The 12,531-nt window shown below is 47.0% G+C and carries 9 protein-coding genes; 8 read left to right on the top strand and 1 reads right to left on the bottom strand.

Going from position 1 to position 12,531, the window contains the following annotated elements; translation table 11 throughout:
* Positions 1 to 11 precede the first annotated feature (11 nt).
* Positions 12 to 551 (top strand): hypothetical protein, encoded by a 540-nt coding sequence (locus H6F91_RS02350; protein WP_190774450.1) that lies wholly within the window; start codon positions 12 to 14, stop codon positions 549 to 551.
* Positions 552 to 753: 202 nt separating this feature from the next.
* Here the strand turns inward: H6F91_RS02350 and H6F91_RS02355 are convergent, their stop codons facing one another.
* Positions 754 to 1,026: a hypothetical protein gene (locus H6F91_RS02355; RefSeq protein WP_190774449.1), complete on the bottom strand. Its 273-nt coding sequence runs from the start codon at positions 1,024 to 1,026 to the stop codon at positions 754 to 756.
* 718 nt (positions 1,027 to 1,744) lie between these two features.
* On the opposite strand from H6F91_RS02355, the gene H6F91_RS02360 reads away from it, so the two are divergent.
* The 7 genes from H6F91_RS02360 (at position 1,745) to H6F91_RS02390 (ending at position 12,433) form a co-directional block, all read left to right on the top strand.
* Positions 1,745 to 3,820, top strand: coding sequence for a PAS domain-containing protein (locus H6F91_RS02360; protein ID WP_190774448.1), 2,076 nt, complete (start codon positions 1,745 to 1,747; stop codon positions 3,818 to 3,820).
* Positions 3,821 to 4,109: 289 nt separating this feature from the next.
* Entirely contained in the window at positions 4,110 to 4,529 is a 420-nt protein-coding gene (locus H6F91_RS02365) for a response regulator (protein ID WP_242035598.1), read from the top strand.
* A gap of 468 nt (positions 4,530 to 4,997) precedes the next feature.
* Positions 4,998 to 5,387: a helix-turn-helix domain-containing protein gene (locus H6F91_RS02370; RefSeq protein ID WP_190774447.1), complete on the top strand. Its 390-nt coding sequence runs from the start codon at positions 4,998 to 5,000 to the stop codon at positions 5,385 to 5,387.
* Positions 5,387 to 9,016: a PAS domain S-box protein gene (locus tag H6F91_RS02375; protein WP_190789207.1), complete on the top strand. Its 3,630-nt coding sequence runs from the start codon at positions 5,387 to 5,389 to the stop codon at positions 9,014 to 9,016. The genes H6F91_RS02370 and H6F91_RS02375 overlap by 1 nt, the downstream gene beginning before the upstream one ends.
* A gap of 665 nt (positions 9,017 to 9,681) precedes the next feature.
* Complete coding sequence (locus tag H6F91_RS02380; protein WP_190775431.1) at positions 9,682 to 10,890, top strand: response regulator; 1,209 nt, start codon at positions 9,682 to 9,684, stop codon at positions 10,888 to 10,890.
* 260 nt (positions 10,891 to 11,150) lie between these two features.
* On the top strand, positions 11,151 to 11,516 hold the full coding sequence (locus tag H6F91_RS02385; RefSeq protein WP_190775432.1) for a response regulator: 366 nt from the start codon (positions 11,151 to 11,153) through the stop codon (positions 11,514 to 11,516).
* 2 nt (positions 11,517 to 11,518) lie between these two features.
* Complete coding sequence (locus H6F91_RS02390) at positions 11,519 to 12,433, top strand: chemotaxis protein CheW (protein ID WP_190775433.1); 915 nt, start codon at positions 11,519 to 11,521, stop codon at positions 12,431 to 12,433.
* Positions 12,434 to 12,531: the final 98 nt, after the last annotated feature.

Raw genomic sequence — 12,531 nt, forward strand, 5'->3', positions numbered from 1 at the left:
TCACTCCACCCATGATCCCCCCTCAATCCACATCAACCCTTGTCTCGCCATCCAGTGCAGTTACGCCTTCCTCAGAACGGCAGCAACCCAACCGGAAGCTCATTCTCTTCAACTTTGGGCAACAGGTGTTAAGTGGCAACTTACCTATTTACTTTGGAGTCCATATCCATTCCATTCAACACATTTATGGAAAAACGACCATCTACAGTAGCGGTAAGACGTTAGCAGGGATTGCTCATATTGACGACCACGAGATTACCATATTGGATCTCTGCCGTTACCTCTCCAACCAGTCGGTGGCAGAGGTCAACTATTTAATCGCGTTGCGATCGCCCGACGTTGACCTCCTGGGTATTCCCCTCTACGAATCTCCAGTTCTGGTTGAGGTGCCTCCCAAAAACATACGAGAGCTTCCGACCTCCTATCGCCATTTGGATTACCTGGGTGTTGCAAATCAGGTTGCGATCGCTGAGACCGAGGAGGGCACCCAAACGGCATTTTTGTTAGATCTCAACCGATTGATCAGTCTCATGATCCAATCTGTTGAGTAGGTGCTGTTCTAAACGTGTGGTTGGTTGTTATGAGAGGGGCGCTTAGCGCCTCTCTCATAACAACTCCAAGTTTGGTTATAGCTGTAGTCATTTTCGTTAGGAGTATAGTGATGCATCCTAAAAAATGAGAGCCCTAATTTTACTGCCGCTTTGCGTCGGTAAGAATTAAGGCTCTCATTTTTTAGAACAAGGGATGGCTGTCTTACCGTGTCTCGTACCCTTGGATACGACGGACAGGACGTCCCGCTCGTAGGCGGGGAGCAGTGGGCTTATCACGGGCACTTGGAGAAATTTGCACTTCTTCCTCGGCAGGGGTAGCGATTACCAGGAAAACTCGCCTTCCATCTACGGTATAGAGATTTTCACGACGGCAATCTAACCCAGCGGCAGCCAGCTCTCCGTATCGCTCATCTCGTCTTTGACGAGCTATGCTTTCATCTTCCCAGGGACTTTCTATAAAAACTTCTTGGATCATACGGTCTGGCCTCGTTGCAAACGGGTAAAGTCGACTAGATAAGTACAGATGATCTTTATTCTAGTATTGCTACTGAAGAAGGATGCAGCTTTTCATAGAAACCTACCCATGACACAGTATAAAGGTATTGGTGTCGAAAAACACTAGATATAGCGTTTGAATCCTGGGTGAGCAATATTATTAGTCCAAAGTGTTCTCAAGCCTCAAACTATTAAGCTCATTAAGAATCTGCTTCGAGGTTTAGCACTAGCGGGTGAAAATCAACCCATGGTTGAAGACGGAGGGTTGTAAGGCCCCCTACCCCTTTAACCATGAGCGAACTTAAGCCGTCAGTGCTAGTGAAAGGTTGCTTTTCATGCCTTTCAATATGAAGAGGTAACCTTTTCAAGCGAATTTTGATATGGAAGCTGAGTGCAAAGTGGCAATATTGTCTGCTGAAATTCCTCTGTGCAGCATTCAATTTGGTGCTGTTTCAACATATCGTTAAAACCAGCCTCCGCTCTAGTGAAGTGAGAGATGCAGGAAGATTAATATCCCCTTTTATAGCATATCGGATCGAGAAAACCGCAGTAAGCATCCCACCAAAGAAATAGCACTTCTGTAAAAATTGAAGTGGATATAGGAGGATAGATAGGGGTGAAGCGATTTTATGGCAAGGCTCTGCCTTTAGAAGTGCCCAAACACTCACCCAATTCGAGTTTAATTAGGGAACCATACCATGTCCCCTAATCGTGATCTCTGTGAAGTGCCTTTAATGTTGCGCCTGCTCCTCGTTGATGACAACCCTGATGATCGTTCTCTGATCACCCGTGAACTGCAACGCGGGTTTTCGGAACTACACATTGTGGAGGTAACAGAGGCGGCTCATCTAAATCAGGTGGTGAAGCGAGGCAATTTTGATCTCGTTATAACGGATTATCATCTTCATTGGAGTGATGGACTGACAATTCTTAGGGAGGTTAAATCTCATACCCCAAACTGTCCGGTCATCATGTTGACCGATAGTGGTAACCAGGAGGTTGCCGTTGAAGCAATGAAATCGGGATTAGATGATTATTTAACGAAATCTCCCCAACATTATGCTCAACTACCCCTGGTTATTCGCTCAGCACTAAATCAAGGTCAGCAAACTGCCGAGCAGCAACAGATGGAGCACGCTTTACAGCAAAGTGAGGAACGCTTAAGATTAGCTCTTCATGCAGCTCAGATGGGTATTTGGGACTGGGATTTTCAAACCAATCGCATTACCTGGACAGAGAGTAATGAGAAGCTGTTTGGACTGGTACCTGGTACTTTTGACGGAACTTACGAAGCGTTTTTAGAGCTGGTTCACCCTGAAGATCGGAATCTGGTTCACCAGACTGTAGAGCGATCGCTGGAACAAAAAACAAGCTATTCCTTAGAAAATCGCATTGTTCGTCCGGACGGTAATGTTCGATGGGTTGTGGGTAATGGTGAAATTGTTCTTAGTGAAACGGGGCAGCCTATTCGCTTTCTAGGAACAACGATGGATATTACACAACAGAAGGAATCCGAAATCAAACTCCAACAGCTTACGGCCACCCTGGAACAGCAAGTGCGGGAGCGAACTGCCCAGCTGGAGCAAGCTTTAGAATTTGAAGCAACCCTGCGCCGAATCACAGATAAGGTGCGAGATAGCCTGGATGAAAGCCAAATTTTGCAAACGGCCGTACAGGAATTGGGCATGGGGTTGGGGGTCAATTCCTGTAATGCTGCGTTGTACGACCTGAAAGAGGGGGTTTCTCACATCCGCTATGAATACAACCCACCACTTTTTCCGATGAAAGGCCATGTTTGCCATTTGGCTAAGTATCCCGAAATTTACCAACCGCTGTTGCATGGGCAGTCAATTCAATTTTGTAATCTCGGCCGAAATCCTATCCGTGGGTGGGTTGCGATGTTAGCCTGTCCTATGTTTGTTGAACATGAGGTGCTGGGAGATATTTGGCTGATTATTGATAAGGAGTATGGCTTCAAAGAACAGGAATTACGCCTGGTTCAACAAGTTGCGAATCATTGTGCGATCGCCCTCCGTCAGGCTCGCCTTTATCAAGCGGCTCAAACGCAGGTTCAAGAACTAGAAAAGCTCAATCAACTGAAGGATGACTTTCTGAGCACTGTCTCCCATGAGCTGCGAACGCCCGTTTCAAACATGAAAATGGCGATTCGAATGCTGAAACTCAAGCCATCTGGAGATCGAGCCCAACGCTATTGGGAAATTTTGGAAGCAGAGTGCGATCGTGAAGCCATGCTAGTGAACGATCTGCTGGACTTGCAACAGCTAGAAACGACCTCCCCTGTCAACGAATTGACTGGCTCTGTGGATTTGCACGATTGGCTACCACCTATTCTCACCCCCTTTAAAGCCCGAGCTCAAGAACATCAACAGACCTTTGAGGTGTCCATCGCTTCAGATCTCCCTTCACTCCTGGTTGATTTGAAAGGATTAGAGCGGGTTTTAACAGAGTTGCTCAACAATGCTTGTAAGTACACGCCGGCGCAGGGTAGGATTGCTTTTAGTGCAGACTATAGCGAAGATTCATCATCTATTCAAATCGCGGTTGGCAATCAGGCAGAAATTTCAGCAGAAGAATTACCCCGTATCTTTGAAAAGTTTTATCGAATTCCCAATGCAGATCCCTGGAAGCGAGGCGGGACGGGCTTAGGCTTGGCCCTGGTTAAAAAGCTTGTGGAGCACATGAGCGGTGCGATCGCTGTTGAGAGTCACGACGGCTGGACAAGATTTATAGTGAGCTTTCAGCGTTCCTTCTAATCTCAGCATGTTTTGGGGATGAAGTATGTTTTAAGCCCATCAGATCCAAAAGGCTGTTCCACCTACAAAGCAGGCGGAACAGCCTTTTGGATCTGATGTTGAGTCATGATCATTGACTCACACAATGTTATTGAATCGATGGTATAGAACATCCTATTTATTTGGATAAGCATTATATTATTTATTTCTTAAGCAACAGTTCACACCTTACCTTTGAACGAAAACTATTGTTTAAACAAACATCATAATATGACCATCTAGAATTTTTATAGGGAGCTAGGTTGGGAGTATGATGACGTCTGCTTCTCCACGATCTTATACACCTACACCCAAAGTTTTGGTTGTTGATGATATTGCCGATAATCGAGATTTGCTGAAATTACTTCTGGAGAGTGAAGGTTATCTCGTCGAAACAGCAGCTGAGGGATATACTGCGATCGCAAAAATTGAACAACAGCTCCCTGACTTAGTCATCCTTGATCTCATGATGCCGGACCTGGATGGTTATGGAGTTGCTCAATGGGTATCTCAAAATCAACCTTTTGTGCCCCTCTTGATTGTGACGGGTGCCTCAGAATTTCCAAATTTCGGAAATAAAACTGGATTAATTGCTGATTGTATTCGTAAGCCTATTGTGTTTGAAGAACTGCTGGAAAAAGTACAAGCCTTTATTACAGTTTCACAGAATCATAAAAAGTCTAAATGTTAGGGATCCCAATGAATCAACCTATAATTATTTAGGTCGAGTGGTGACTTCGCCATTATTCTGGTCAAAATAATTACAGGTTATTAAATATATGATCCTGGGAGTTTTAGAACTTTTATAAGTCTGCTAACTAGGGCGTATTAATGTAAGAGATAGCGAGTCTCTCTAGTACCTTTGATATTGATGCGTAAGTTTTGAGTTTTTTTAAGGAGGCTAATTTTTTGTGCTTACAGAGCAGAAAAAATAACCTCCTTAGGATCAGTGATTGTAATTGCTGAGTTTGCTAGAGCTTGTGACTCTTATGTGAACAAACTTGTAATTTCAAATTCTGCGTCCGTAAGAATACAAAGATTTCGCTCCTAAGGGGTATTCTCATCCTAGAAGGGGGCACTTCCCTCCTACGGGGGATGCTTCTGGTGTGCTTCTAAATAGAGCACTTAGATACGTTACTCCTGCCTGGAGCTTTGTTAGGTGAATAAAACCAGTACCGATAAGATCAAATTAGCAACGCCATTTCTCATTTGGTTTCGTCGGTGTCTGCCTCAGACGTTGCAAACCCAAATTCGGCCCTATCTCGACCGTCCTTATCAATTAGCGCTTAATATTCTTGACTGTTGTGATTCGTCACAGCCTCGTACAGTTCGAGAAATTGCTCAATTATCGGGAGTGGCTCAAGAAACTGCCCGGCAGGTTTTGCAAACCCTTAAGGAGGGCGGTATGACCTTTGCCGCGAGTCCGACTTATGGATGGCAAGCCCGTTTAGAAACCGATGCAGATTTAACCGCTTTGGCATCGTTTCAGGTTCAGTTAACCGCTCAGGAAGATACTTCTGAGCCTGCTATGACGACCCAAGGATTGTGATGGTAACGCAACCTATTCGCCAAAGTACCCCGGCCCATTCCCCGGCCTATACCGTACTGCTTGTTGAGACCGTTGCATCGGAACGGGATGTGTTGCGTCGCTATTTATTAGCCGATACTGGTTGCTGCTACACCGTATTAGAATCCGATTCTGCCGCTGCGGCCCTGGCTCTGTGCCAGAGTCAACAGGTAGATGGAATACTCACTAGCAATGCATTATCTGATAGCACTGGGCTGAAGTTTATACAGGCATTGCAGGAACAATTGAAGGGGGATCATCCTCCTGTCGTCATTGTCAGCCATGAAGCCGATCCAGCGATCGCTGTTCGTTCCATTAAGCTTGGAGCCGACAACTATTTGGTTAAACAAACCTTGACCCCAGAGCAGCTTCAACAGGCGGTACGAGGGGCTATCGAAACGGGGCGATCGCAACTGCAGTTGTATCAGCAACTCAATCGTGATTTAGCGAATCGTGTAGCTGAGTTGCAAACCCTCATTGACATTGCCCCCGTTGGCATTGCGATCGCCCTGGATCCCAGCTGTGCTGAGATGCAGTGCAATGCTTACATGCGGCAAATGCTGGGGGTTAGCGTGGGCAACAATATTTCAAAAAGTGCGCCTGTAGAGGAACAACCTTCGTTTCAAGTTTTTCAGAATGGACAGGAAGTGCCATCTGAAAATTTGCCCATGCAGGTGGCCGTTCGATTGGGAGTTGATGTACTGGATACAGAAATTGAGATTCGACGATCGGATGGTACGGCTCGTCAGCTCTTGTCCTATGCTACTCCCCTACGAAATGCCCAGGATGAAATTCGAGGAACAGTTGGGGCTTTTTTAGACATTACCGAACGCAACCGTATTGAAGCAGAATTGCGTACCCGTGAAGAACAATTGCGGCTATTTATCAAACACGTGCCAGCCGGGGTGGCAATGTTTGATCGGGAAATGCAATATATTGTGGCGAGCGATCGCTGGTTAACCAGTTATGGAGTAGAACATCAAAACATTGTTGGTCGCTCTCACTATGAAATTTTCCCCGATATTCCTGATCAGTGGAAGGCCATCCATCAGCGTTGTCTAGCAGGAGCGATTGAGTCCTGCGAGGAGGATTGCTTTTCCCGTGCAGATGGTTCTTTGATGTGGATACGTTGGGAGGTTCATCCGTGGCGCACAGATGCCCATGAGATTGGTGGCATTATTATATTTTCGGAAGTTATCACGGAGCGGAAGCAAGCCGAAGCGCGGTTGCAAGAGCGCGAAGCTACCATTCGCCGACAGTTTGCCGAGCTAGAAGGCATTTATGCTACAGCTCCTGTCGGATTGTGTTTTCATGATACGGATCTGCGGTTTGTCCGAATCAATGACCGTTTAGCCGAAATTAACGGTGTTCCATCTGCCGAGCATCTCGGGCGTACGGTCCGGGAAGTGCTCCCTGAACTGGCAGATGCGCTCGAACCCTTGCATCGGCGTGTGATTGAGTCTGGAGAACCGGTTCTGGATGTTGAGATTCAGGGTAGAACCAAAGCACAGCCTCAGACTGAGCGACACTGGGTAGCCAGCTATTACCCACTCAAGGATGTAAGGGGTCATGTCCTGGGTGTCAATGTTGTCGTACAGGATATTTCTGAAGCAAAGCAAGCGCAAGCCGAACGCGAACAACTGATGCATCAGTTGGAACTGGAACACAGCTTCTTAGAGCAGACTCTGCAACAGATGCCTTCGGGGGTGGCGATCGCCGAAGCACCTTCCGGTAAGCTGCTATTTCACAACGACGAAGCCATTCGCCTGTTATGTCACTCGATGTACGTATTGGAAGACTACAGTGGGTATACCCAGTACGGTGCCTTTCATGCCGATGGGCAGGCTTACCAACCCGAAGAGTATCCGATTGCACGAGCTGTCTTGGCAGGAGAGGTGGTCAAGGCGGAAGAGATGTCCTATCGTCGGGGAGACGGTACGATAACGACCCTATCAGTCAATGCAGCTCCTATCATTGACCAGCAAGGGCAACAAGTCGCTGCCGTGAGCACTTTTGAAGATGTGTCTGAGCGTAAACAGGCCGAGTGCGATCGCCTCCTCCTGGCTCAAATTGTAGAGTCCTCCAGAGACGCCATCATGGGGCTAACCCTGGATCGCCAGATTATTAGCTGGAATCCAGCCGCCGAACGCATTTTTGGTTACACCCGGGCGGAAATTTTAGGACAAGATTTATCAATTCTCGTTCCTGCTAATCGGGCGCATGAGCCAGCCACGGTTCTTGATGCGATTCGGCAGGGTAAGTACGTTAATCAATTCGAAACCGTACGGCAACGCAAAGATGGCGGCCTCGTAAATGTATCCATCACGATTTCGCCTATCAAAAATGCCAGAGATGAAGTGATTGGCTTCTCCGGAACGGTGCGAGATATTACCAGGCAAAAACGACTGGAACAGGAACGAGAACAGCTTTTTGCCCAGGCGCAATCGGCCCGTGCTGAGGCAGAAGCGGCCAGTCGTAGTAAAGATGATTTTGTGGCTATGGTCGCCCATGAGTTGCGATCGCCCCTCAACGCCATTATGGGATGGGCAAAGCTATTACAAACCCGCCAGTTTGATCCGGCTACGACCCACAAAGCCCTGGAAACGATTGTTCGCAATACCCAGGCCCAGGTGCAATTGGTGGAAGATTTGTTGGATATTTCGCGTATGGTACGCGGTACATTGCAGTTGACAACAACATCAGTCAACTTAGTTAACGTCATTGAAACTGCACTAGAAACGGTGCGCCCGACAGCAGAAGCCAAACAGCTTCACCTGGAAGCTCAGATACATAATGGTGCACAGATTTCGGGTGACGTTCACCGGCTGCAACAGATTGTTCTGAATCTCCTCACAAATGCTATCAAGTTTACCCCAGAGGGCGGGTTCATTCAGGTTTTGCTGGATCAGCAAGGTACTCATGCCCGAATCCAGGTTATCGACACTGGCAAAGGCATCAGCGCTGATTTTCTGCCCCACATTTTTGAGAGATTTCGGCAAGATCAACAAAACACAACCACAAAACAAGGCTTGGGATTAGGGTTGGCGATCGTTCAACATCTCGTCGAGATGCACGGAGGGAGTGTGACAGCAGAAAGCCAGGGTGAAAACTATGGCACAACGTTTACCGTGACATTACCATTGCTGGGAAGCAAAGGGACAGAATCGTTAAAGATGAATCATTCCCCTGTTCCGTCCTCGCCCTCTTACTCCATCGCTCCACCACCCCATCATCCTCTCAACGATATTCGAGTTTTGCTGGTCGATGATGAACCCGATATGTTGAGCCTGACAGCCTTCATCCTGGAGGAGCATGGTGCTGTGGCCCAAACGGCTACCAATGTTCCGTCGGCGCTAGAACGGTTGCCCAAGTTTCAACCCCATATTCTTCTCAGCGATATTGCCATGCCAGAGCAGGATGGATATGAACTGCTGCAGCACATGCGGGCACGCCCTGGAGGAGGGATCCCGGCGATCGCTCTTACGGCCTACGCCTGTCAAACCCGTCGAGAACAATCCCTACGAGCGGGTTTCCAACAGCATCTAACGAAACCTGTAGAGCCAGAGGAGTTGATCAACGCAATTTTGCGAGCTGTTCGCCAGCGGGAGTAAGCGTACTCGATTCCTCTGCAACAAAACCCATTTATTTGAACGAGTTCTCTCATCCGGATGGGCGAGACGCAGCAGTTGAGCATTGTGCGCTGCTCGTACTTCACCCAATCGGATCCGTACCTTATTTATCCATTAAGTAAAGTATTTGTATCTGTCTAAGGAATGAGACTTAGACAGCTAGATCAAGAATTTGCAGAAGAATCGCATAGAACGTTTATTTTATAAGATTTCGTTTTAACTCGCCAATTATGTTCTCTATTTTGTTAAAGCGTGGTAGAAACGTGTACTTTAGCTGCCAATAATTTTTCTTATATATTAAGCTGGATTCCGTGTTTTTACGAAGTTAAATCCTGGAAGATTTACGCATAATACATGTAATATTAAGTTTTCCTGCTAAGGTTTCTCAGGAATCTACCCTCAGGTATTGAGCTAAGTCTGTGGCGCTTTGAGAGTGAAAGGTTGTTATGTTGCTTCGATTCTTGTTACTCGTGAGTTGTACCTATCAGCCATTTACTTGATTCGCTAAATACTAACTTTTAGTATTTCTATACTTATCAAATCTCGCTGAGTTTATTCTCAGCAAAAGGCTTTATCAGGGATCTGGGTGTTTACCATAATGTCCACAAAGATGTGGCTTGGAGTTTCTTTTAACCTCAGATGGCGCAATGATAAATACTACACGCTTGAATGTTGAGGAATTAGTCCGGCAATTTCAGCTCAATATTCATGAGCATTTCACAGGAGAACTTCAGGTTCAATCCAATGCTTCTCTGACCAGCTCCCTGACGGGTCACAATACCTGGAGCCTCTACTTTCTCTTTGGCCGCCTGCTTTGGGCTAATAGCAATGGGCATCGATTTCGTCGTTGGCGGCGTGCTTTTTTGTACCATAACCCCAATCTTTATTCAGATGCATTGCTGCCAGATGAACCGGATGCCGATCCCTTCTGGGAGTACCGGGTTATTACATCTTTGGTGAGAAGTGAAAAACTTCAACGGGAACAGGCGATCGCCCTCCTTGAATATCTACTGGGCGAAGTTCTCTTTGATGTTTTACAGTCAGGAGCTTCTTATCACCAGGAAGGCAATTCTGCCGATATTAAACGGATTGGGGAACCGATTGCTGTCTTCAGCCCGAAGCAACTTTTTAGCAACTCTTACAAACGCTGGCAGTCCTGGTGCAAGGCTGAGCTGGCTGACTATTCCCCTCACCTGGCTCCTTACATTGACAATGTTCAGGAGCTACAAAATTGTATTCCAGCAAAAGCTTACGATACCTTAAGTCATCTCATTGATGGGGAATCGCCTCTGGCAGATATTGCTGTCGAGACAAAGCAAGATGTTCTACGCTTTACTAAGCTTCTTAATCCTTTGGTGCGTAAGGGGTTAATGACCCTACGGCAAGTTCCTGATTTACTGCCCAGTTCTCCAATTAACTCTACTTCCCTATCATCAAAAGAGCAAAATCTTCCCAAAATTCTTTGTATTGATGATAGCCCTGTTATTTGCTGGCAATTGGAACAGGTATTAACTAAACTGGGCTATCCCTGCATTAGTATTCAGGATTCACTCCAGGCTATTCCCACGTTGCTAGAAGAAAAACCTAGCTTGGTATTTCTTGATCTGGTGATGCCAATCGCGAGTGGGTATGAGATTTGCTCTCAAATTCGGCGAATCTCCGCGTTCAAAGATATTCCCGTGATTATCTTGACAGGAAATGACGGGATTGTGGATCGGGTGCGGGCTAAGGTTGTTGGGGCTTCAGATTTTATGTCAAAGCCGGTTAACCCCCAACGGTTGATGGAAGTGGTGCGTCGATATTGCCCCATTTCTACGGATGAAATGCCCTCCCTGACCGAATGTTTGAGAAGTTAATTTTTGTCGGCTTAGCGGACAAAGATTAACGTCTCTAATAGAAGTCATCTACCAACTCCAGAAAAGATTTTAATAGTGCTTTTTCGGTTAATTCTGTGAAGAGTAACCTCTGAAAGCTCTGTTCAAATCTTTCTTAAGAAGCTGTTTGAAATGTTAATCCTTGGCGGACCTTTTCAAACAGCCTCTAAAGACAGTTTGAAAACAACCCGATGCGGGGCTTTTCACTATTCCGGCATTGAGCAAAGAAATTGAGGAATTGTATGACGACCGTTTTATTGGTAGAAGATAGCCTGACTGAATCGGAAATTCTTACCCGCTATCTCCAGCAGGTGGGGCTAAATGTTGTTTTAGCGCGGGACGGTATGGAAGCCCAATACCACCTGAATCAGCAACGGCCAGATCTGATTGTGTTAGACGTGATTCTGCCAGGACAAAGTGGCTTTGAACTCTGCCGTGAATTAAAAGCTAGCACAGAGACGGATGGGATCCCGGTCATCATGTGTTCCACGAAGGATACAGATGCAGACAAGCTGTGGGGCAATATGTTGGGGGCTGATGCCTATTTACCCAAGCCAGTGAATCAGCAGGAGTTTGTGAATACTGTTCAGCAATTGATTGGGAGGTAGAGATGGTGGATTCTGCGATCGCCCTACCCAATCACCCTCTCTCGCACGAACCCGCTGCGGGTGCCCCCGAATCATCCGCAACCTCCCTGGCGAGAGCACAATGGGTCGATCTGGAAACCATCGCCCAGCATCTCAACCAACACTTTGGCTCTCAGGGAATCACAGTGCAAGCCCGCTGGAAGGAAAACTATCTGGTGCTGCTGATCGAATCTCTGGCATTGCCCGAGGTTGACATCCTGTTGCCTCAGGTTCAACAGGCCCTTGAAGTGCTCAAGCTGAAGGCTGTTGAAATTGTTCATGTATATGCGCGGATTACGGGTGAGGCGAACCCGTTATGGGGGCGAAGAATTACCCTGAATCCTTTAGGAGAACTGCAGGTACCCACACAATCTGTCGCCCCGACAACCCGTTCTGTAGCAGACTGGCTGGCCCAGGGGGCAGGGGTATCATCCCAAATTCTGGCTCCTGTTATTCATCAAGCTGCTGAGGAACGGCGTTTTCTGCGTTGTTGTTTGAGCACAGAGGAAAGCGTCCTCATTCCCCTTGTGGAGATCCAGTCTATTTTTACAACGCGCCTGGCCAATATTGTGCCTGTTCCCCATATGCCAGATACGGTGTTAGGAGTACACCATTATCGGGGCGAGATGCTTTGGATGGTTGATCTGGATGCCCAGTTGGGGTTGGGTGCCTCTGAGGGCCAAGAACAGGAACTAACAGCCATTGTGATTCAGCATCAGGCATCTGCAATTGGATTTGTAACCCATGCCCAGGTTGAGATTGAAACCCAGTCCTCCGACCAAATTCATGGCCTCGATGGAGCCCTGTTTCCTAGCCGTCTGACCCCTTATTTATCCGGCTATTTACAAGAATCCGGCACGCCTGTTCTGAATGTCTCCGCCTTGCTGAACCAGCGCTGACGGTTGAGGATCTCCTACTCAATTTCGTTCTGTTTCTCATTTACTTTGTGGTTCTGCGATATGCAGTTCCCGTTTTCTGCTGAAGTCCCATCACCGTA

It is taken from the genome of Leptolyngbya sp. FACHB-8 (assembly GCF_014695575.1).
GTDB lineage: Bacteria > Cyanobacteriota > Cyanobacteriia > Elainellales > Elainellaceae > Vacuolonema.

Coding starts and splice junctions, on each gene's coding strand:
- H6F91_RS02350 (WP_190774450.1), top strand. CDS start 12: ATGATCCCCCCTCAATCCACATCAACCCTTGTCTCGCCATCCAGTGCA.
- H6F91_RS02355 (WP_190774449.1), bottom strand. CDS start 1,026: ATGATCCAAGAAGTTTTTATAGAAAGTCCCTGGGAAGATGAAAGCATA.
- H6F91_RS02360 (WP_190774448.1), top strand. CDS start 1,745: ATGTCCCCTAATCGTGATCTCTGTGAAGTGCCTTTAATGTTGCGCCTG.
- H6F91_RS02365 (WP_242035598.1), top strand. CDS start 4,110: ATGATGACGTCTGCTTCTCCACGATCTTATACACCTACACCCAAAGTT.
- H6F91_RS02375 (WP_190789207.1), top strand. CDS start 5,387: ATGGTAACGCAACCTATTCGCCAAAGTACCCCGGCCCATTCCCCGGCC.
- H6F91_RS02380 (WP_190775431.1), top strand. CDS start 9,682: ATGATAAATACTACACGCTTGAATGTTGAGGAATTAGTCCGGCAATTT.
- H6F91_RS02385 (WP_190775432.1), top strand. CDS start 11,151: ATGACGACCGTTTTATTGGTAGAAGATAGCCTGACTGAATCGGAAATT.
- H6F91_RS02390 (WP_190775433.1), top strand. CDS start 11,519: ATGGTGGATTCTGCGATCGCCCTACCCAATCACCCTCTCTCGCACGAA.